General features: G+C 31.8%; 20 protein-coding genes and 1 pseudogene. 3 read left to right on the top strand and 18 right to left on the bottom strand.

The window, feature by feature from the left end:
- Nucleotides 1-6: 6 nt before the first annotated feature.
- The 13 genes and pseudogenes from MOV50_RS08545 to MOV50_RS08485 form a co-directional block, all read right to left on the bottom strand.
- Nucleotides 7-231, bottom strand: coding sequence for an NADH-ubiquinone oxidoreductase subunit E family protein (locus MOV50_RS08545; protein ID WP_321777487.1), 225 nt, complete (start codon nucleotides 229-231; stop codon nucleotides 7-9).
- Nucleotides 231-1,473, bottom strand: a pseudogene (gene nuoD, locus MOV50_RS08540) (NADH dehydrogenase (quinone) subunit D). The gene MOV50_RS08545 and the pseudogene nuoD overlap by 1 nt, the downstream one beginning before the upstream one ends.
- Nucleotides 1,474-1,485: 12 nt before the next feature.
- Nucleotides 1,486-2,292: an NADH-quinone oxidoreductase subunit C gene (locus MOV50_RS08535; RefSeq protein WP_321777486.1), complete on the bottom strand. Its 807-nt coding sequence runs from the start codon at nucleotides 2,290-2,292 to the stop codon at nucleotides 1,486-1,488.
- The gene (locus MOV50_RS08530; RefSeq protein WP_321777485.1) at nucleotides 2,292-2,801 is read right to left on the bottom strand and encodes an NADH-quinone oxidoreductase subunit B family protein; all 510 of its coding nucleotides are present in this window, start codon (nucleotides 2,799-2,801) and stop codon (nucleotides 2,292-2,294) included. Before MOV50_RS08530 ends, MOV50_RS08535 begins: the two co-directional genes overlap by 1 nt.
- Nucleotides 2,783-3,172, bottom strand: coding sequence for an NAD(P)H-quinone oxidoreductase subunit 3 (locus MOV50_RS08525; protein WP_321777484.1), 390 nt, complete (start codon nucleotides 3,170-3,172; stop codon nucleotides 2,783-2,785). The genes MOV50_RS08530 and MOV50_RS08525 overlap by 19 nt, the downstream gene beginning before the upstream one ends.
- Before the next feature lie 203 nt (nucleotides 3,173-3,375).
- Nucleotides 3,376-4,473, bottom strand: a complete 1,098-nt coding sequence (locus MOV50_RS08520; RefSeq protein WP_321777483.1) for a phosphatidylserine decarboxylase family protein — start codon at nucleotides 4,471-4,473, stop codon at nucleotides 3,376-3,378.
- A 133-nt stretch (nucleotides 4,474-4,606) separates the two neighbouring features.
- Nucleotides 4,607-6,343 (bottom strand): ATP-binding protein, encoded by a 1,737-nt coding sequence (locus tag MOV50_RS08515; protein ID WP_321777482.1) that lies wholly within the window; start codon nucleotides 6,341-6,343, stop codon nucleotides 4,607-4,609.
- An 8-nt stretch (nucleotides 6,344-6,351) separates the two neighbouring features.
- Nucleotides 6,352-7,602, bottom strand: coding sequence for an OmpP1/FadL family transporter (locus MOV50_RS08510; RefSeq protein WP_321777481.1), 1,251 nt, complete (start codon nucleotides 7,600-7,602; stop codon nucleotides 6,352-6,354).
- A gap of 50 nt (nucleotides 7,603-7,652) precedes the next feature.
- Nucleotides 7,653-8,510, bottom strand: a complete 858-nt coding sequence (nfo, locus tag MOV50_RS08505) for a deoxyribonuclease IV (RefSeq protein ID WP_321777480.1) — start codon at nucleotides 8,508-8,510, stop codon at nucleotides 7,653-7,655.
- Nucleotides 8,510-8,977: a hypothetical protein gene (locus MOV50_RS08500; RefSeq protein WP_321777479.1), complete on the bottom strand. Its 468-nt coding sequence runs from the start codon at nucleotides 8,975-8,977 to the stop codon at nucleotides 8,510-8,512. Before MOV50_RS08500 ends, nfo begins: the two co-directional genes overlap by 1 nt.
- A gap of 461 nt (nucleotides 8,978-9,438) precedes the next feature.
- Complete coding sequence (locus tag MOV50_RS08495; RefSeq protein ID WP_321779654.1) at nucleotides 9,439-9,939, bottom strand: transposase; 501 nt, start codon at nucleotides 9,937-9,939, stop codon at nucleotides 9,439-9,441.
- 250 nt (nucleotides 9,940-10,189) lie between these two features.
- Nucleotides 10,190-10,552, bottom strand: a complete 363-nt coding sequence (locus tag MOV50_RS08490) for a hypothetical protein (RefSeq protein WP_321777478.1) — start codon at nucleotides 10,550-10,552, stop codon at nucleotides 10,190-10,192.
- A gap of 70 nt (nucleotides 10,553-10,622) precedes the next feature.
- Entirely contained in the window at nucleotides 10,623-10,844 is a 222-nt protein-coding gene (locus tag MOV50_RS08485; protein WP_321777477.1) for a hypothetical protein, read from the bottom strand.
- Nucleotides 10,845-11,063: 219 nt separating this feature from the next.
- On the opposite strand from MOV50_RS08485, the gene MOV50_RS08480 reads away from it, so the two are divergent.
- Nucleotides 11,064-11,837 (top strand): hypothetical protein, encoded by a 774-nt coding sequence (locus MOV50_RS08480; protein ID WP_321777476.1) that lies wholly within the window; start codon nucleotides 11,064-11,066, stop codon nucleotides 11,835-11,837.
- Between the two features lie 180 nt (nucleotides 11,838-12,017).
- On the opposite strand, the gene MOV50_RS08475 is transcribed toward MOV50_RS08480, so the two are convergent.
- From MOV50_RS08475 to MOV50_RS08465, 3 genes are all read right to left on the bottom strand, one after another.
- Nucleotides 12,018-13,223 carry an IS3 family transposase gene (locus MOV50_RS08475; RefSeq protein ID WP_321777475.1) on the bottom strand — a complete coding sequence of 402 codons (1,206 nt, stop codon included), beginning with the start codon at nucleotides 13,221-13,223 and terminating at the stop codon, nucleotides 12,018-12,020.
- A 181-nt stretch (nucleotides 13,224-13,404) separates the two neighbouring features.
- Entirely contained in the window at nucleotides 13,405-14,448 is a 1,044-nt protein-coding gene (locus tag MOV50_RS08470) for an STAS-like domain-containing protein (protein WP_321777474.1), read from the bottom strand.
- A 769-nt stretch (nucleotides 14,449-15,217) separates the two neighbouring features.
- Nucleotides 15,218-15,424, bottom strand: coding sequence for a transposase-like zinc-binding domain-containing protein (locus MOV50_RS08465; protein WP_321777473.1), 207 nt, complete (start codon nucleotides 15,422-15,424; stop codon nucleotides 15,218-15,220).
- Nucleotides 15,425-15,700: 276 nt separating this feature from the next.
- Here MOV50_RS08465 and MOV50_RS08460 point away from each other — a divergent pair, with 276 nt between their 5' ends.
- Together MOV50_RS08460 and MOV50_RS08455 are read left to right on the top strand one after the other, a co-directional pair.
- A complete protein-coding gene (locus MOV50_RS08460) occupies nucleotides 15,701-16,969 on the top strand; it encodes a DNA polymerase IV (protein WP_321777472.1) in 1,269 nt (422 codons plus the stop codon).
- A 24-nt stretch (nucleotides 16,970-16,993) separates the two neighbouring features.
- The gene (locus MOV50_RS08455) at nucleotides 16,994-17,902 is read left to right on the top strand and encodes a DUF234 domain-containing protein (protein ID WP_321777471.1); all 909 of its coding nucleotides are present in this window, start codon (nucleotides 16,994-16,996) and stop codon (nucleotides 17,900-17,902) included.
- Between the two features lie 7 nt (nucleotides 17,903-17,909).
- Here MOV50_RS08455 and MOV50_RS08450 read toward each other — a convergent pair whose 3' ends face one another.
- Nucleotides 17,910-18,713: a J domain-containing protein gene (locus tag MOV50_RS08450; RefSeq protein ID WP_321777470.1), complete on the bottom strand. Its 804-nt coding sequence runs from the start codon at nucleotides 18,711-18,713 to the stop codon at nucleotides 17,910-17,912.
- Between the two features lie 55 nt (nucleotides 18,714-18,768).
- The gene (gene aguB, locus MOV50_RS08445; protein WP_321777469.1) at nucleotides 18,769-19,620 is read right to left on the bottom strand and encodes an N-carbamoylputrescine amidase; all 852 of its coding nucleotides are present in this window, start codon (nucleotides 19,618-19,620) and stop codon (nucleotides 18,769-18,771) included.
- Nucleotides 19,621-19,624: the final 4 nt, after the last annotated feature.

The raw sequence follows: 19,624 nt of genomic DNA, 5'->3' as shown, positions 1-19,624 counted from the left end.
AACTTCCTAACCTTTTTTCACTACGATAGTCCAATCGACTTCGTTAAACTTTAAAGAATTCATGAGCTCATAGCCACACTCTTTTACAAGATCAGCAGACTTTTGAATAGGTGTAAAATCACCAATCTCAAATAAAAAGATTGCAACTTCACCATCTTTATGTTGGGCTAAAAGTTCTTTCATACGAGGTTCAAATTCTTTTTTTAAATGTCTTAAATCATATCTTTTCATTATCTATCAACCTCACCGAAAACTATGTTCGTTGTACCAATAATAGAAACAACATCTGGAATATAGTGACCTGGTAAAAGGTCAGTTAAAATACCTGTATGCCAAAAAGATGGAGCACGAAGCTTCAATCTATATGGATAAGGTCCACCTTGAGAATTTATAAAGAAACCAAGTTCACCTTTTGGTGATTCAGTAGCTACATAAACTTCTCCAACTGGAGGACGCATACCTTGTGTTACTAAAACAAAATGCTGCATCAAAGAATAGTTTTGAGTCATTATATCTAGCTTAGATGCTGATATATATTTTGGTGAATGAGCCATTAATTCAGTTTGCCCTTCTTCAACACATTTAGCATACATATCCATACATTGATAAAGAATTTTTGCAGTTTCACGCATCTCTTGCATATAAACACGGTATCTTGCAAAGTTGTCACCCTTATCAGACCAAGGAACATTAAACTCTATTTCATCATATAACTCATACGGCTCTTCTTTACGAATATCCCAAGGGGTTCCAGATGCTCTAAGCATTGGACCTGTACAACCCCATGAATGAGCCATCTCTTTGGAGATAGTTCCAACTTCTTCCATTCTCATAAGCCAAATACGGTTTGTATCAAGAAGGTCTTCATAATCTTTAATATTTTGAGGAAGCTCATCTAAAAAAGTCTTTAGTTGAGAGATAAATGTATCTTGAATATCTAAAGGAACTCCACCTATGCGAATTGCCGAATGAGTAAGTCTAGCTCCACAATATCCCTCGATTATATCCATCAAATATTCTCTTTCACGAAATGCAAAAAGAAAAACTGTCATAGCCCCAATATCAAGTGCAGTTGTCGCTAACCAAAACAAGTGACTCATCAAACGATTTATCTCTAAAAGCATCATTCTGATAACTTTTGCACGACGAGGAACTTCTAAACCAATCAACTTTTCAACTGCTAGTGCAAAACCATAGTTGTTTGAAGATGAAGCTATATAGTCCATTCTATCAGTCGTTGGCATGAACTCGTTATATATCATGTTCTCTGCCATTTTTTCCATACCACGATGAAGGTATCCAACATCTGGATGAGCTTTTACGATTTGTTCTTGTTGTAAATGAAGCATTAAACGCAACTGACCGTGAGCAGATGGATGCTGAGGACCAAAGTTTAAGATAAGTTCATTATCATCTCTATCAAAAGTGATATTTTCAAAAAAACGGTGTTAATCTATTTTTTATTTGTGCCATATTTTCGCCACCCTATCTTTGTGGGTCATCAACAATAGTTGTTGAATCTCTATCAAATTTCTTAATTAAGAATACTCCACCTTCTTCTTGATAAGGCTGTACTACTTCTGGTTCATCTCCAGTAATTTTTGTTCCTTTTGGAACTTCATGACCTAAGCGAGAAAATCTATCTGAATCATATCTATCTACTCTTGCAGTATCTCTGATTTCAGGGCCTATCTCTTCTCTTGCCTCTTTTCCATAAATCTTATCAACTTCATACCAAGCAGCTGCTTCATCACCCTGAAGAGGATAAGTTTTTAAGAGAGGATGTCCGCTCCAATCATAAGGCATAAGGATTCTTTTCATAAACGGATGATTATTTGCTTCGATGCCAAACATATCAAACATCTCACGCTCACTCCAGTCAGCACAGCGGAAAAGTTTTTCAACAGAGTTAACAGCTTCGCCATCTTCAATAAACATCTTGATACGAACACGCTTACGCTTGTTCATACTTAACATTTGATAAAAAACTTCAAAACCACCTCTGTCTGCAATCCAGTCAATAGCACTCATCTCTGAAAGTTGAGAATATTCTAACTCATCTCTCATAAATTCTAAAACCTTATAGTTGTCTTGGGGGTTTATAAAAACAACTAATTGCTCAACTTGAATAAACGAGTCTAAAACTTCAAATTTAGATTTAATAGCTTCTAAATCTGCATTGAAAACTTCATCACTCTCTGGTGGGCTTTTTGGAACTTGTGGAGATTTATAAAATCTATCTGTATAGTATGCTTTAGCTTGTACATTATCTTTGGCTTTATACGCTCTCATTACATTAGCCTCTTTGCTTTTTGTGCTTTAGACGCATGATTTGCACGGATTTTTTGCTGAAGTAACATAACCCCATATTGAAGTGTTTCAGGGCGAGGAGCACAACCAGGTAAATATAAATCAACTGGAATAATTCTATCAACACCTTGAACAGTTGCATAAGTATTGAACATACCACCAGTATTTGCACATGAACCCATAGAAATAACCCATCTTGGCTCTGTCATCTGGTCATAAAGTCTTTTGATAAATTCAGCATGTTTTTTTGTAAGAGTTCCAGCAACAATCATAACATCTGCTTGTCTTGGAGATGCTCTAAAGATTGTTCCAAATCTGTCAAAGTCATATCTTGAAGCACCAGATGCCATCATCTCAATACCACAACAAGCAAGACCATAAGTAAGTGCCCAAAGTGAGTTTGAACGACCCCAGTTTACAATCTTATCTATACTTGTAAGTGCAACAGGAAGTCCACCATCTTGTGTATAATTTACTTTATGTTGTGCCATTCAAGAGCTCCTTTTTTCCATGCATATACGAAACCAATAGTCAATAATCCAATAAACATTAACATCTCAACAAATCCAAACCAGCCAAGTAGTCTAAAATCTACTGCCCATGGAAACATAAAAATAATCTCAACATCAAACAGTAAAAAAAGTAGTGCAAATAGATAAAATTGTGGTGAGATTCTATTTGGTTGTTTAGTAATTTCAGGTCCACATTCGTAAACTGAAAGTCTAATTTTTTCGCTATCTTTTGCTGCCAACGCACGACTCGCAAGTCGAGCAAGAATTGTCGTAGCAGTAAATGCACCAAATGTTACAACAAATAGTACAAATACCCCAAAATACGGATTTGCAGTGCTTATATGCTCCATATAACCTACCTTATAAATATTTTTTTCATTTTTTTTGAGCATAACTCTAGAAAAAATAGTTACTTGTACTATATCAAAAAGAGTATTAAAGGAAGGATAAGCATAAGTTTAGAATTTAATTATGTAACTAAATGAAACATTATTTTTAGTTAAAAATAGAACATGTGTAAAATTGTAACATGTTGTTTTATTGATTTATTGACTTACTTAGCAACACCTATTTTTTGTCCCATTTTTACATCATCACCTTTTTTCATGTTAAATTCTTTAATAACATCAGGTTGAAAAACAAGACAGTATGTAGAGCCTCCAAATTGAAAATAACCTAGCTCTTCACCTTTTGTAACTCTGTATCCAGGCTTTATTTTTTCATTTATAACGCATGATGAAATCTCAGCCATACCTACTGGCATTACAACCATAAGTCCTATGGGATCATCTGCTTCAATAACAATTATCGCACGCGTTGCTACATGGCTTATGTATCCTTGTGAATAGTCAGGACTTCCTGGATCCATTCCTCGAGATTCTAAACCAGAGTAATAAGTCCCTTGTTTTATATATGCTTTTCTAATTGTTCCAGATACTGGACTATGCCAACGATGATATTTAAAGGCAGATAAAAATGCTTGATAAACATCTCCTCCTTTAAAAGTTTCGGCTAATTTATCATCATCCAACATATCTTTTAAAGAGTAAGGCTGACTTTTTATCCAGAAGTCATCATTTTTTTTCACATTATGTTTAATAGCATATACTTCTGAGTCACAAGCACTAACTATGACTTTTGGATTTTTTGGCTGGGCAATTGGACGCATACCACTTTTAAATTTCCTAGTAAAAAAATCATTCCATGATTTAAATCCCCAAAATTTATCATTTGGATTGTATATATACTGATCCATATTTAGCTTTTTCTTTGCCTCAGCAGATTTCCAGCCATTAGGACCATCGTTTAATGAACTCAACGATGCTTCACTATTTAAAAAAGTCGTATAATCATCTAAAACCTTTCTAAATAGTTCATTCATTCTCTCATTTCGAAAGACTGCAAATCCAGCAGGAACATTCATTGTCCAATTGAGAATACTATTAATTCGGCATCCAACTAAATCGCTTTTATTATATTCTGGCGCCATGCGCAGAGCATCATTGATTAAATATAGCATCTCATCAACACTTTGTAAATATACATTTGGTTCAGGATGAAGTTTATAGTGGGATGAGACCTGCTGTATCATTTGATTAATGTACATTCGTATCACGGGATCTTCATTTATAGAATGCTTAAACTCCTGCATGACTGGGAGAAGCTTAGTTTGATGGACTTTTGTATCTACCTCATTTGCGAACAAAGAGAAGGAAAGTAAAAACAGTATACTCAGCAATCTCAAATTTAATCTCAATATATTATGCATAACATCATCCTTATATTTACTTATGTAAAAAACCCATAGATTTTTCGCTGTCAAAATTTGCATCTTTTTCTCTTTTTATCTCACTTATAAATTCTTTTAAAGTAAACAGAGGTTCTGTAGTAACAGCAACTTTATATGCTGTATTTTTTATAATTAAGTTGATTTGACCACCCGTCAGCGGGTATGAGGCTAATTTAGTGATGTCAAAATCTTTTTCATATGGCGCTTCTTGTGGTAACATTTTTTCCCACAATTCTACTCTTTGAGCTTCTGATGGTTTTTTAAATTCTATCTTATAGTTGAATCGTCTGGAAAATGCTTTATCTATATTTTCTAGTAAATTAGTAGTCGCGATTAACATTCCTCTAAAATTTTCAATCTGTTCTAAAAAAATATTTTGCATCTGGTTATGCATCTGATCAGCAGAGCTGTTTACACCGCTAGATCTCGCTCCTAAGAATTGATCAGCTTCATTTAAAAGCAGGATTGGTTCTGTTTTTGTTTTTTCACACAAATCATAAAAAGTATCAAAAATTTTACGAACATTTTTTTCACTTTCACCTACATACATTGAGAGAATTTTTGAACAATCAAATGATAAAATTTGTCTTTTTAAAGATTTTGCAAGAGAGTGTGCTGTCATAGTTTTACCAGTTCCAGCGTGACCATAAAATATAATCCTAGCATCTATGCCACTCTTTTTATCTTTAATGCCCCACTCTACAAGTCTAGCCATAACTTCTTTATCAACTTGACGCATAAGATTTTCTAAAGTGTCTTTTGTTTCTTTTGCTAAGACAACATCATCAAGTGAAGTTTCACTCTCAACAAGTTCAAATATATCTTGTTCTTCTATCAGTGCATTTAGTTTTAATCTACGAACTTTTTTATTTTTTTTCGGATGGATTATACTTTGTAAAACTTCATCAACAATATAAAAAGCCCTAGAGATGCCACCAAAAGGGTTTAGCATCTCCTCATAATCTATAATATTTTCACTTAGTAAGTTTGAGCCATCTTCTAAAAGTGAACGGTTTTTAATGCGCTCATACTCATCTAAAGAGATTAAATCTATAAGAGTATTCATCTCTCTAAGAGTCGCGTCTGTTGCACTATACTCTTCACGAAGAAGTGCTAAAAAGATGATTTGTTCTTTTGAGAGAAGCTTCTTTTGTTTAAAGAATTTATCTAAAACAAATTTCTCCGTTGTTTGCTCAACTCTCTGCACAATCCTTTTTTCTAAAAGTTGTAGCTTTTGTTGAACTCTATCGATGCCAAGAGAGTGTTCATGCACATTTTGACGAATTGTACTCATTTTTTGGTAAAGCTCTATCCTAAAAAACTGTTCTTGAAGATACTCTAAATGGTCACTATATGGTTTTATATCTGTTAAATCTTTATCATGTTCGCCATCTTGGAGAAGTTTTAAAAATGAAGGGGTTAAACCTACTGCAGTATTTAAAAGCTCTAATGGTGTAACATCTGAAATCTTCACAGGAGTAAAGCTCTGTTGATGAATCCAGCCAAGTTCTAAAAGTATTTTAATCTCTTGTAAATGATCTAGATGCTTAAAACTATCATCACCATAAAGCTCATTTAAAAGCTCTAAGACTAAAACATCATCTTGACCTTGCATATACTTATTTGCTAAGTTTTGTAACATTAAGGCTTCATTTTCACTACATTTTAGTTGTGAAAATATTTGAGCCTTTTGTATTTTTTTGTTTTTTAAAAAATCAACTAATATTTTCAATTATATCCTTAAAATTTATAACTTATGCCTGTTGAAATAATTAGCACATTTGCATTTGAAAATTCTCCATCAAAATGATCATTTTTAACTTTTCTTTTCTCTCTCATAGAATAAAGAGCTGATAAACCTACTTCCATCTTTTCATTTATTTGATAACGACCACCTAGAGATACTGCAAAACTGTTAGAATCTGGAAGTTCAAAGCCCAATGTAGATTCTGGAGCTGGAGTTCTATCATATACTGCACCTGCCATCAGTGTCATATTTTTTAACTCTTGAGTGATACCTAAACGAAAAGCATTTGTATCATGCCAGTTTTTTGCTTTTGGGTTATCAAACACAGCTGTTAATGTTGCTTTACCTCCTGGCGTTCCACTGAAACTTGAATCATAATCAAAATCTAAATCTTTATATGCAGACCACATTGTTTGTTCATAAACAAACTCAAAAGTTGTTTTAGAAGGTAGAGTATAAGCTATTGCCGCACTAAATGTTGCTGGTAAAGGTATCGTAAGACTTGTTCCACCATCATAGGTAGCACCACCTGCTCTATTTGTTGATAATTTTGCATTGCCAGTAACATTTAAATTGACTTTAGAACGATATGTTAGTGCAATATCTAAATCTGATGTTGGTTTATACGATAAAGCTATATTATATCCATAGTCAATTCCAGTTCCTGTCATATCTCGTGAAGCATTTGCATTAATCGCTCCTATAAAACCATCACTTTTTACTATTCCGCTAGTATGAAGTATTCTAAATCCAAAAGCAAACGCAAGTTTATCATTTATCTCCAAAGCAACTGATGGATTAATCTCTACAATTTTAAGTGTGAATTCTTCTGCTGATGCCTTTGCAGGTTCTTTCTGCCATCTTTTTGAAAGTCCACCTGGAGAAACTATACTCAATCCGATACGAGCATTTCCTGTTTTCTCACTAACATAGTGAATTGTTGGAATAATGAAGTTTTCTTGTTGTGCATCTAATCCGCCATTAAAAACTGTTGCACCACTCGTATGTTTTCCTTCATAATGAATAGCATCTAATCCAATATAAATCAAATCAAATTCTATCTCATTTTTATCTTCCATAAAAATCATATTTGCTGGGTTATAATAGGCCGCATCTGCGCTTTTGTTGTGTGCAATATTTGCAGCACTTAGAGCTACACCATTTAGTGAAGTCTCTGGAATTTTCCATCCACCAGCCATCATAACTGAACTAGCCACAAGTGACATTAATGCTATTCTTTTCATTCTTTCCTCCAGACTATAAAATATTTTCTTTAATCTTACATAAGTTTTGCTTAATCTACAAAAGAGTAAAGAAGTTCTATTTCATTTTTCCAGATTTTATCATCAATGGTTTCAAGTATAAGCGGTATATCATCCATGCGTTCATCATTCATCAAAAATCTAAAAGCGTCCAGACCTATTTCACCTTCTCCAAGAGAATGATGTCTATCTTTTTTTGAACCTAAAGGCGGTTTAGAGTCATTTAAATGCATTCCCATCAAGTATTTAAAACCTACGATTTTCTCAAACTCTGCCCAAGTTTTATCGTAAGCTTCTCTTGTTCTTATGTCATAACCTGCTACAAACATATGACAAGTATCTATACAGATGCCAACTCTGCTTTTGTCTTCAATTTTATCGATTATTTGAGCTAGATGCTCAAACTTATAACCTAAGTTACTCCCTTGTCCTGCTGTGTTTTCTATGACTGCTTTCACACCAGTAGTTTTATCAAGAGCTATATTTATAGACTCAGATATTTTACTTAAACATTCATCTTCGCTTATCTCTTTTAAATGGCTCCCTGGATGAAAATTTAACCTATCAAGACCAAGTTGCTCACATCGTTCTAACTCATCTACAAAAGCCATTCTACTTTTTATAAGCTTTTGCTCATCTGGGTGACCTAGGTTTATTAGGTAAGAATCATGTGGCAAAATATGTTTTGCTAAAATTCCACTTTCTTCAAGAGCACTTTGAAATTTATCTATGGTTTGAGTGTCTAGTTCTTTTGCATCCCATCTTCTTTGATTTTTTGTAAAAAGTGCAAAGGCTTTTGCGCCTATCTCTTTTGCATTTGTTACTGCATTAAAAACTCCACCACTTGCTGAAGTATGTGCTCCTACAAATTTTGTATAAATTTTATCCATTATTTTGTGTCCTTGATTTTAAAAATTATTTTATTTTTTTTATCTTTAAAAAATGTAACATTTGAAGTGACTCTGTATGTTATATCTACATCTTTATTTTTTATCTTTTGAAGAAATCCATCTTGTGCTTTTATCATGTTTTTTCCATCATAAATGCTTCTTGATAGAAGTATATTTTGAAGTATATCGCTAGGGTATGTTTTGTTTAAGTACTCTTCATTAAAATTACTTTTACTCATACAACCTTCATTAACACAAATCAGATAATTTATACTAATTTTTTGTATGGATGTTCCTGCACTAAAAAGTTCTAACTCTATGGCATCATCACTATTTCTGATATATCCAAGGTCTGCAAACTTAATCTGTGGAGATTTTATAATAATGATTTTGGTTTGAGTCTGCTCGTAGTTTTTAATGCTACAAGCACTGAAGAAAAGAGCAAAAATTAAAAATATATATCTCATAAGTAAGATTATAGCAATTATTTCTTTTCAATTTGTCATATTTTTAAGCTAGTTTTATAAAATGAAGTATAATTTAAATGTTCCTAGCAAAGTTCGCTAAGAATTTGGCGATTCGAGGTAAGGCTAAAAATCAGGAGAGTTTAACCCTCTTAATGAATCCTTCTTTTGACATTATTACATAATATTTGGGTCGTTATAGCCCCCCCCCTTTTTTTTTCTTGTCAACGGTGGAGTTAAATTAGGCAGTTTTTCGTAAGAAATATTACGAATTGTAACCTTAAGCGACTAGAATTATTTTACTTTTTGTAATTTTATTTATAGATATTTTAGCAAGTAACAAAAATAGTTTACTTTCATCATCATACAACGTTTGTCTTCAACGACTGCGTAGCTGTTCGGTGCTCGGAGACTGTGAAAAAATACAGTCTCATTCCTCAATAACTTCTAAAAATACTAGAATATCAAGTATATTTCTTCAGAAATTGTACCATAAAAAAATATTGTAAAAAATTGAACATATAAAGTCTAAAACTGGCGATATAAAGAGCTATTTCTTCTTTTATTTTACTTATATCTCCATTATCTAGTGCTTTCATCAGTTTTTTAAACAGAGCTATCCCTATAAGATTCAACAATCTCTTGAAATTGTAGGTAAACATGATAAGTGCGTTTTCACCTTGAACCTTCTTTTTACTTCTGACTAAGAAGTGATCCCAGCCAAGATTTCTCTTTATAGTTCCAAATGGATGTTCTACGATAGAGCCTCTTTTTTTGAAAAGTGCTTTTGCGGCAGGTGTTTCTAGGTTTTTATTATAAGTATCTAAAAGTTCTTGATGTTCCCATCTTTGGGTTTGTTTTTGTTTGGTCTTTTCACCTAGACATTTATCTTTAATAGAGCAAGCATTACAATCTGTTTGTGAGCTTCTGTACATATGCATGATTCTTGCATATGATTTATTTATTGACTTCGTTCTTGAAATAAGTTTATCATTGAGGCAGATATAAGCATCTAGGTCTTTATCGTAGATAAACTTATCTTTAGTAAATTTGCCTTTGTTAATAAGTTCTTGACCTGTTCTGATAGCAGGTACAAGTGTTTTAATCCCATCATCTACACATATCTAAGAATTATATGCCATAAGGTTATGTGCTGACTTAACCATCACCCTTGCATCTGGGTCAGTTCTATTATATTGGGTACGGTTTATCTTCTTAAGAAAGTTTAACTCTGTTGTAAATCTTGCTTTTTTTTAAGAGTAAGTCCAGATTTTTAGGAAGTTGTTTAGCTAACTTCGTGGTATGGGTTTCTTTATCGCTAAATTTTAAGGCTGTAAGGTATTCATTAATGGATACTTCTGCACTTGCTAAATCTCGTTCCGTAGTCTTCTTCATTATCAAGGTGTTCTTTGATGCGTTAGCTCTTAAGAAGGCTCCATCTAAGGCGACAAGTTCATCTCTTATTAATGCGAGACCTTTGAGTAATAGTACAAAGTCTTTGAACACTGCTTTGGGATTGTTCTTTCTAAAGTCAGAGATAGTTTTATAAGTAGGCTTAAGTCCTGAGGTTAACCACATCAGTTCTATGTTTCTAGCATTTTACACAAACGGTTGTTGACCTAGTCTTTTTCTAAGGCACGTGAGCTTCTTATCTTATTAAGGTAGCCATAAATATATACTTTAAGAAGTAAGACTTCTGTCCTTCAAAACTAGTAGAAGTATCATCAAAGCCCATTTCTTTTAAATCAAGCCTCTGTACATAAAGTTCTACTGCTCTTACTTGATTATTCTCATCTACATACTCATCAAGACTTGGAGGAAAAAACTGTTGTTGATTACGGTTTATTCCTTCTTTATATCTCTTACTCATAAACACCTCTTTAAGCCTAATACTTGGGTGTATTATACTATTTTAGGTGTTTAAATATGGTTAATGTTAAGGTATATTAGTTAGAATATTTGTAACTTATGAGACTATGCCTTTATTTATAGTTATTTCACAGTCTCCGAGGAGACCAATAATTTACCCTAGCGGGAAAATTATCGCTCACGATGAACGTTATATCAATTTAAAGAAAAGGAACCTTAAATGTTTGATAAAGTGTTAATTGAATTACCTGATACACAAAGTACTTCTTCTAAAGAATATAGGCTGTATCCTTTTTTATACTTAATTGCAAATGAAGTATTAGAAGCTGGTCATAGAAGAACTGAACAACCAAGCTTTATACAACGATCTTTATTAACAACAGAAGGTCGTCCCAATATTCTAGACTCGGCAATGAATAATGAAGGTGTTTTATTTACAACCAATGTTGAGCATAAAGCTTTATATTTACAAAATCAAGGAATAACTACTGAAAATGCTGCACTATTATTGGCTGCAGCAGGATTAGAAATTACTGTTCCTAATATTACATTTGATATTGCTAGGTCAGAAGAAATAATTACAATAAGAGAAAAATTAATAGAAGAACGAGAAAAGTATCTGATTTCAGTTATTCAATTAACAAATGAAACTTTTGATAGATTAACTTCAGGAGTATATAATGACACTGTTGACTGGGCACTCAATGAAGCATTTTTAAAGATAAAACCAAAAGCAATAGAGTTTGAACAATCTATGGCAAAGCTCAATCGTAATCTTTTAAAACGAGTTGGTTACAATTTTATATCCGAAGGAATCCCTCATATTGGCAGTGCTCTTGTTAATAAAGGATTTAAAGAAGCTGCAAAAGTATCTACAGTTAAAATTTTAGAAGTTCTTAGTAAAAATTTAGTTAAAAGTATTGAGGAACGAAAAATGCCAGAAGTTGTTTATGGATATAAAATTAATAAACAACTTAATGATACAAAGATATAACAAAATATAGTAGTAGCAAATATATATACTAAATTCTAAATGCTATTTTTTAAGAATTCATTAATATCTACTCTAAAGATTTAGCAATTTTATATAAATGTTCTAAATTAAAATGTTTATCATATTTATAATGGTTCCCTTTTTCAAGACCAGTAAAACAAGTTTTCTTATTTTACCTCTTTACGATACCAGTGGTAACAGTTTTGCTCCTTTAGGATCTAAATTATTGACAGCTTTATAATAAACTTCATTTGGAGTTTTATATCCAATCGCCGAATGTAATCTTTTTTTGTTGTAAGAGTTCATATATATTTTTATTGCTCGATTGAGAGATTTTATATTCTTATATTCATTCAGATAAATTTCTTCATACTTAATACTTCGCCAGAATCTTTCGATGCAAATATTATCAGTAGCTCTACCTTTTCCATCCATTGAAATTTTAATGTTGTGTTTTTTGAGAATATCAACATGAACTTTTGAAGTATATTGACTTCCCTGGTCTGTGTTAAATATCTCTGGTTTAGGATAAAATGCGAGTGCTTCATTTAACACACTTTTAACTAAGGAAATATCCATTGTGTTAGAAAGTTTCCATGAGAGTATTTTTTTACTATGCCAATCTATTATTGCGGCTAAATATACAAAGCCTTTTTCCAGTTTGATATAAGTAATATCTGTACTCCAGACTTGATTAGTTTTTTCAATTACAACACGTCCAGCATAATCTCTAAAATCTTTTAGGAGATATGGATACTTATAATGTTCTTTGTTTGCTGTAGTGGTCTTAGGCTTAGGATACAAGGCTTCTATACCCATATACTTCATAGCTTTCTTAACGAACTTTTTCCCTATGCTATACCCATCTCTTAAAAGTTGAGCATGAATTCTTCTACTTCCATATGATGGAAAGTCTGAATATATATTATTTATAGCATCTAATATTTTCAAGTCTTTACCTCTACTAAACGGTTTAGTTGGAGTATAGTACAAACTCGACTTACTTACCTGTAGCAATTGACACTGCTTATTCTGTGATAATTTATGCTTAGCATCAAGTAGAGTTTTTCTCTCTTTAGATGAGGCCAAGCTTTTTAGCTTTTCCACAAGAAAATCCTTCTCAACAATTGTCTCTCCAAGTTTTTTTGCAATTGCATCTTTTTCATATTTAAGAGTATCAATTTCATCTTTGTATTCTTTTACAACAGTACTTTTATCAAATGCTAATGACATATTCTCAAGAAACTGTTTTTTCCAATTTCTTAAACTTAGAGGTAGGACTTCATATCCACTAGCTATTTCATTAACAGTTTTTTCACCCTCTAAAACTTCCAGTACTACTTTTGCTTTAAAATTTGCACTATAACTTTTTCTTTTTGCATTCATATTTAATTCCTATATTCTCTATTTCAATTTTATCATTTTTGAAATAAGAAAACAAATTTTACTGGTTCAGTTTTAGGGGTTCATTATACTCCTAAAATTAGTTAGTTAAAAGACCGAATTTTTACTGAGTCATATCGCCTTGTCGCTTAACTCAACCGTTAATGACTATTCAAGTATTAATTTATTTGCCTAATGCCCTATTTACCATCATTTCAACATCTTCTGTCATATTTAGAGGTAGTAATGTAATATTTACATTTTTGTTAGCATAAACTCTAAAAATTTCATCTGCAAAGGCTTGTCCAATGCTACTAACATCTTCAAAGTCAAATATCACATTTTCAAATTTTTCTACACGGGTTAATAATCTTTTTGCTTGAGAACGTGAAACCAATTTTTCATTTCCAAATTGAGCTAATTTTACAGGAATCACTGTTTTATTAAATTGAGAAGTTTCAATTCCTTTTATATCATCTGTATACTCACTAAATATATTCTTTATTTGACGACCTGATACAAGATTTATCACCATTACAACCATTGTTCCCTGTTCTTCAAATTGTGTTTGAGAATCAAATAAGTAGTCAAAAAAATACTCAGTATTATGAGAGTAGTTTAAACCTTTAGATTCAATTTCGAATTCATCAAACATACGAGAAGTAAAAAATATTCCTTCTCCTGTATGATTTTCTGGATCAGTTGTTAACTTACCCTTTGATAATTCCATAATGGCATGTCTTTCATCTGATAAATCACATAGCCTTGTAATTCTTTGAAAGATTCCTTCTCCATCATCAATAACAAATATTTGAATTTTTTCTTTATCTCTAAATATACTCATATATACTGTTTCACCCGCTGAGTGATCTATAACATTATTTACCATTTCTGTAAAACCATAATGGCAGATATCTGTAACATTATCTAAAACACCTTCAAATATAAATGAAAAATGATTTCTCCATATTGTGTCTTCAGAAAGTTCTTTGGTTAAAGGCAATGCTATATTATAATTACGTACTGATCCAAGTGAGTAACTTTTACCTTTACCCCTACCTATGGAAGATAAGCGTTCTTCTTTTTCTAAACGTTTAATATGATTATAAACAGCTTGAGGAGTTATATTAAATATTTTGGCAATGTGATTAGATATATCCTTAGGATGATGAACTACATCCCTAAGAATTTGCGTTCTTATTCTTAAACCTTTTTCTTTATTATTCATAATCTATCCTTTAAGAAAGTATTTTACTTAAAGGATGTTGTTGTTTTACTTAAAGGACTACTAATTATCTTTATCAAACAAATATAAGAGTAAAAAAGGTAGAATTTGTAACTAAAAGTTTTGATTTGAGCATAATCACTAACAAAACGCAGAGACTGTGAAAAAATACAGTCTCATTCCTCAATAACTTCTAAAAATACTAGAATATCAAGTATATTTCTTCAGAAATTGTACCATAAAAAAATATTGTAAAAAATTGAACATATAAAGTCTAAAACTGGCGATATAAAGAGCTATTTCTTCTTTTATTTTACTTATATCTCCATTATCTAGTGCTTTCATCAGTTTTTTAAACAGAGCTATCCCGATAAGATTTAATAATCTCTTGAAATTGGACTTAATTAAAAAAAAAGGGTTTAAAAACTCACTTTTTTTGATAATTTACCAAGTGATAATCTACTAAATTCAACTTTAAACTTTTGCTAAGTCCACGATGCAAACTAATCATATTTTTCATGTGTGAGAAGACTCCACCTTCAAGTGCATTAGTTGTATTTGATATAGATAAGTTTTTATGATTTTTGTATGTAAAAAGGTAAGGTAGATTTGTTCTCAAACTTCTATAAGCAGCTCTAATTCTTGGATGAGTATAATGAAGTTCTCCTGTAGTAGTTGAAACACTTTTTCTTCTAAAGTTGCACTTTGGATGGTATATCCGAGTGATAGTAACTCTTCTTTAAGATATTTATAGTCTTTAACTATTTCACTCTCAAATTGTTTGAGAGTTTGACGATGTAAAAAATACTCTTTTTTTATGCCCTTGTGGTACAAAGATGATTTTATGTAGTTGCTCTGGTCGTCTTTTATGTTGAAATTTACACTTACAATCTTTACATAAATACCTTTGAATACCTCTTCTTTTTCCTATTTTAATAATATTTTTTAAAGAATATTTTAGAGCTTTTTTATAATCCATTATAGAAATACCTTGGTTTCTCACCAATTTACCGAAGTTTATCAAGGTTTTTAAACCCCCGTTTTTTTAATTAAGTCTAATTCTATGACAATTTGCAATGTTTTTAAGTTTATTTGATATTTTTATGTAAGATTATAATGTTCCCAACAATTTCTTGTTGGGACAAATTCAACATAAGGCTAACTTTAAGAATCTGGAAATTCAAAGTCAGCTTTAAGATTAGAAGAGTTTAACTCTTCTAATCACTTATGTTGAAATTATAACATAAAAGAAAAAATGAAAATACACATAGATATAGATTGCTTCTTCGTATCAGCTGTTCGCATAAAAGATAAAACATTAGAAAATAAAGCAGTTGCTATTGGTGGCAGAAGTGATACTAAAATATTTGATGCAAGTGCTAAAAAGCAAACAGTAAACTTTGAAAACTCAGGAAGTTTTGTTCCTACTTTTTATAAAGCTTATGAAGAAAGTGACGACATAAATGGCTTTAAAGATGCAGATGGGAAGATTAGAGGCATACTTACAACCTCTTCTTATGAAGCAAGAGCATTTGGTGTTAAAACTGCTATGAGTATAAGAGAAGCTTTAGGACTTTGCCCTCATCTAATCATAAAAGCACCAAATATGTCTTTATATCAAGAACTATCACATCAGTTACATGAGTTTTTAGCATCTAAGATTCCCCTTATCGAACAAGCCAGTATTGATGAGTTTTATGGTGATTTAAGTGGTTGGATAGAAGATGATGAAGTTGAAGATTTTATAGACAATCTTAAACATGAGATAAAAAAAGTCATAAAACTCCCTGTTTCTATCGGAGCAGCAAACACTCGTTATATTGCTAAACTTGCAACAACTGCGGCTAAACCTTTTGGCTGTAAAATTATTTACAAAAATGAACTTGATAGTTTCATAAAAAACATTCCAGTTGGAGAGTTTGCAGGTATTGGAAAGAGTATGAAAGCACGACTAAAATCAGTACAAATCCACACACTTGGAGAGTTAAAACAAAGAAGAGGAACGCTAGAGTCATGGAGTCCTTATGCAAAAGAGTTATATAAAAAAGTTAGTGGACTTACAGATGCTCCCATTCAAACAACTCGCAGAAGAAAATCCATTGGCATCTCTAGAACCTTTGACCCACTTTACGATAGACTTGAGTTACAAAGAAGAGTTCATGTATTGGCTAGGCATCTAAGCTTTGCTATCTTAAAACTAGAAGTCATTCCAACTGTATTTCACCTTAGCATAGCTTATGAAATGAATCAAAAATCTCACATAAACCTATCTCTTAGTGAAATTTTTACAGAAAAAAAGTTTGATTCTTTATGTATAAAACTTTTTAACAAAGCAGACAACCAAAGACGACTTCATGTTATTAGGCTTAGTATAAACTGTTCAAGCTTTACAAGGGACTCAAAAAAAGAGTTATCTCTCATAGGTTTTCATGATGAGCAAAAAATGAAAAAGCTAACAGACTCTACACACAGCTTAAGAGAAAAGTATGGCATAGATACTTTAAAATGGGGAAGTGAGTTTTAAAATTTTTATGTTAAACTTATACCTATGACAAACATAAAACTTTTAGAACAATTTCGTTCATTTTATTTTAGAAACTACCCTGATGATATGGAAACTCAAATCAAATACTTTTCCATCTTTGGTGGTCTTGGGCAGGATGTTGACACTTCAAAACCACTAGCACAACTCATAGAAGAACTCATACTTCAAAATTTTGATACTTTAAATGAAAAGATAGAACAACTAACACTAAATGAACCAAATAATAAAAGACTTTTAAACGCTCTTGCAGTTGGCGATAGAAGAATATTCTCTGCTTTTAAAAGAGCGGGATTAAACAATGGCAATGGTGGGGGAACATTAAACTTTTTACAAGAAAAAGGCATAGTTCAAATAGAATACTCAAGAGAAGCTCAAAGCAAAAAGATTTCTAAACATAGAATCTCTCATAAAGTTCTTTTCACCTACCCTTTTATTAGGTTTTGGTTTTACTTTATCTACCCACACATAAAAGAGATTAAAGAGAAAAATTATGAAAATCTTTTTAAAAGTATAGAAGATAAAAAAAACAGTTATACAAGTTTAGTTTTTGAAGAACTTTCAGAAGTTTTACTAAACTACAATCTTAGAGATGCGCAAATCATTAGTTCTGGAAGTTACTGGGATGCAAATATTGAGATAGATATACTAACTCTAACTGATAAGATGGAAATATATGTTGGAGAATGTAAATGGACAAATCACAGAATAAACAAGAGCGAACTTCACAAACTTGAAGAAAAGTGTCAAAAATTAGAGATAGTACCTTTTCAGATGATTTTATTTTCAAAAAGAGGCTTTTCTAAAGAGCTGAAGAATATGCAAGGTAAAAACTTAGCACTTTACTCTTCTGATGATTTTGAGGCACTTTTAAAAAATGCTTCTCATACTGAACTTATAGAGAGTTTTATTTAGACTTTGACTAACTAACAATCCTAAGTGCTGAATATGCTTCTTGAAGTAGCTGAAACTTCTGTGTATAGTGAGTTATCATATTTGGATGCTCATGCACAATTTTATCAGGATGATAAACTTTTACAAGTTTTTTATAACTTTTTTTAAGTGCATCTTGAGAAGCCCCTACTGGACATTCTAAAACTGTATAAAGATGAGTATTTTTATCTTCATCATCTGCCTTGCATAAATCACCAAAACTAAACGAAGCAAAATCACTATATAGTTTTGACATAAAATGATTATCATAACTATACTGTATTTGATAATGCAAGATATGCCTTTTATTTAAAGCCCTTTCTAGTCTTGCTTTAGCTTTATAATCACTAACATCAACAACCAAAGAAGAATCTGTTCCTCTTTCTACATAAACTTCTAACTGTGAGCGAAGATAGTTTATAACCCACGAGTTTGGAGCGTCTAAAGAAATCAAAACCGTATCTTTATCATAAGCATAAAGATTTACTTTTACTGTTTGAGCCTCTTCTAGTCTTTCTAACTCTATTTTTATAGGTTGAGTACCATATTTTAACATACAACGCAGAAAAAACTGATGGTCAAGGTCGTGTGTAGCCGCGTGGTGTTGAGATAGAGTTGTTAAAAATTCTTCTCTAATTTGAGTAAGTGTTTCATTCCTAAATACTAAAACTGCCTTTGGTAAAAAAAGCATCCCTCTTGCATGATGATTTAAAAATTCTTTCATCCAAGAAGTATTTAGCGTATCAAATCCTGTTGTGATAAGAATAAGATTATTGCGAAGTACAATTTCCATAGACCTACCTTTTTTTTTAGATATTTTCATAATCTTAAAGCAAAAATAGTTCCCACTATATAGTTTTACATATATCTTTATATTTAGAAGGTTCTCTATCTCTTAAAAGTCCCCAATACTCTCTTTGTTTTTTTATCTCAGCTAAATCAAATTCTGCATAGATTATCTCTTGTTTATCTCTAGATGCTTCTACGATTATCGCACCTGTATAGTCTGTTATAAACGAAGACCCATAAAAAGTTATGCAACAACTCTTTCCTACTTCTTCTCCTATGCGGTTAGCAACAACAATAGGAACAGTATTTGTAGCGGCATGTCCCATCTGAACTCTTTGCCAATGCTCTTTTGAGTCAATTTCTATTTCAGGCTCACTACCAATAGCAGTTGGATAAAAAATAATCTCAGCACCCTTTAATGCTAAAATCCTAGCACTTTCACAAAACCACTGATCCCAACAGATGCCAACACCTATTTTTGCATAAGCAGTATCATATACTTTAAAGCCCGTATCTCCTGTTTTAAAGTAAAACTTCTCTTCATATCCTGCCCCATCTGGTATATGGGTTTTACGATAATTATCCATAACTTTACCATCAGCATCTATAACTACTAAAGAGTTAAAATAGTCACTCTCATATTTTTCAAAATAACTTACTAATATAACCACTTTTAACTCGTTTGCAATCTTAGAAAAGTGTTTTATCAGGGAGTTATTTTTTAGCGTAGATGCTAAGGAGAAGTATTTTCTATCCATATCTTTACAAAAGTAAACAGATGAAAAAAGTTCTGGTAAAAGTATGATTTTTGCGCCATTTTCACAAGAAGTGCGAACAAAGGTTTCTGCTTTTAAAACATTAGCCTTTTCATCATCACACATACGCATCTGAATGGCAGATACTTTTACCATAGTA

It is taken from the genome of Sulfurimonas sp., assembly GCF_029027585.1.
Lineage (GTDB): Bacteria > Campylobacterota > Campylobacteria > Campylobacterales > Sulfurimonadaceae > Sulfurimonas.
Note: the sequence above shows the minus strand (reverse complement) of the source record. Positions and strands in the feature narration are given on the sequence as shown.

Excerpts from the sequence above, each read along its gene's own strand:
- MOV50_RS08545 (WP_321777487.1), bottom strand. The coding sequence starts at position 231 with ATGAAAAGATATGATTTAAGACATTTAAAAAAAGAATTTGAACCTCGT.
- MOV50_RS08535 (WP_321777486.1), bottom strand. The coding sequence starts at position 2,292 with ATGAGAGCGTATAAAGCCAAAGATAATGTACAAGCTAAAGCATACTAT.
- MOV50_RS08530 (WP_321777485.1), bottom strand. The coding sequence starts at position 2,801 with ATGGCACAACATAAAGTAAATTATACACAAGATGGTGGACTTCCTGTT.
- MOV50_RS08525 (WP_321777484.1), bottom strand. The coding sequence starts at position 3,172 with ATGGAGCATATAAGCACTGCAAATCCGTATTTTGGGGTATTTGTACTA.
- MOV50_RS08520 (WP_321777483.1), bottom strand. The coding sequence starts at position 4,473 with ATGCAGGAGTTTAAGCATTCTATAAATGAAGATCCCGTGATACGAATG.
- MOV50_RS08510 (WP_321777481.1), bottom strand. The coding sequence starts at position 7,602 with ATGAAAAGAATAGCATTAATGTCACTTGTGGCTAGTTCAGTTATGATG.
- nfo (WP_321777480.1), bottom strand. The coding sequence starts at position 8,510 with ATGGATAAAATTTATACAAAATTTGTAGGAGCACATACTTCAGCAAGT.
- MOV50_RS08500 (WP_321777479.1), bottom strand. The coding sequence starts at position 8,977 with ATGAGATATATATTTTTAATTTTTGCTCTTTTCTTCAGTGCTTGTAGC.
- MOV50_RS08490 (WP_321777478.1), bottom strand. The coding sequence starts at position 10,552 with ATGTGGTTAACCTCAGGACTTAAGCCTACTTATAAAACTATCTCTGAC.
- MOV50_RS08485 (WP_321777477.1), bottom strand. The coding sequence starts at position 10,844 with ATGAGTAAGAGATATAAAGAAGGAATAAACCGTAATCAACAACAGTTT.
- MOV50_RS08480 (WP_321777476.1), top strand. The coding sequence starts at position 11,064 with ATGTTTGATAAAGTGTTAATTGAATTACCTGATACACAAAGTACTTCT.
- MOV50_RS08475 (WP_321777475.1), bottom strand. The coding sequence starts at position 13,223 with ATGAATGCAAAAAGAAAAAGTTATAGTGCAAATTTTAAAGCAAAAGTA.
- MOV50_RS08470 (WP_321777474.1), bottom strand. The coding sequence starts at position 14,448 with ATGAATAATAAAGAAAAAGGTTTAAGAATAAGAACGCAAATTCTTAGG.
- MOV50_RS08465 (WP_321777473.1), bottom strand. The coding sequence starts at position 15,424 with ATGGATTATAAAAAAGCTCTAAAATATTCTTTAAAAAATATTATTAAA.
- MOV50_RS08460 (WP_321777472.1), top strand. The coding sequence starts at position 15,701 with ATGAAAATACACATAGATATAGATTGCTTCTTCGTATCAGCTGTTCGC.
- MOV50_RS08455 (WP_321777471.1), top strand. The coding sequence starts at position 16,994 with ATGACAAACATAAAACTTTTAGAACAATTTCGTTCATTTTATTTTAGA.
- MOV50_RS08450 (WP_321777470.1), bottom strand. The coding sequence starts at position 18,713 with ATGGAAATTGTACTTCGCAATAATCTTATTCTTATCACAACAGGATTT.
- aguB (WP_321777469.1), bottom strand. The coding sequence starts at position 19,620 with ATGGTAAAAGTATCTGCCATTCAGATGCGTATGTGTGATGATGAAAAG.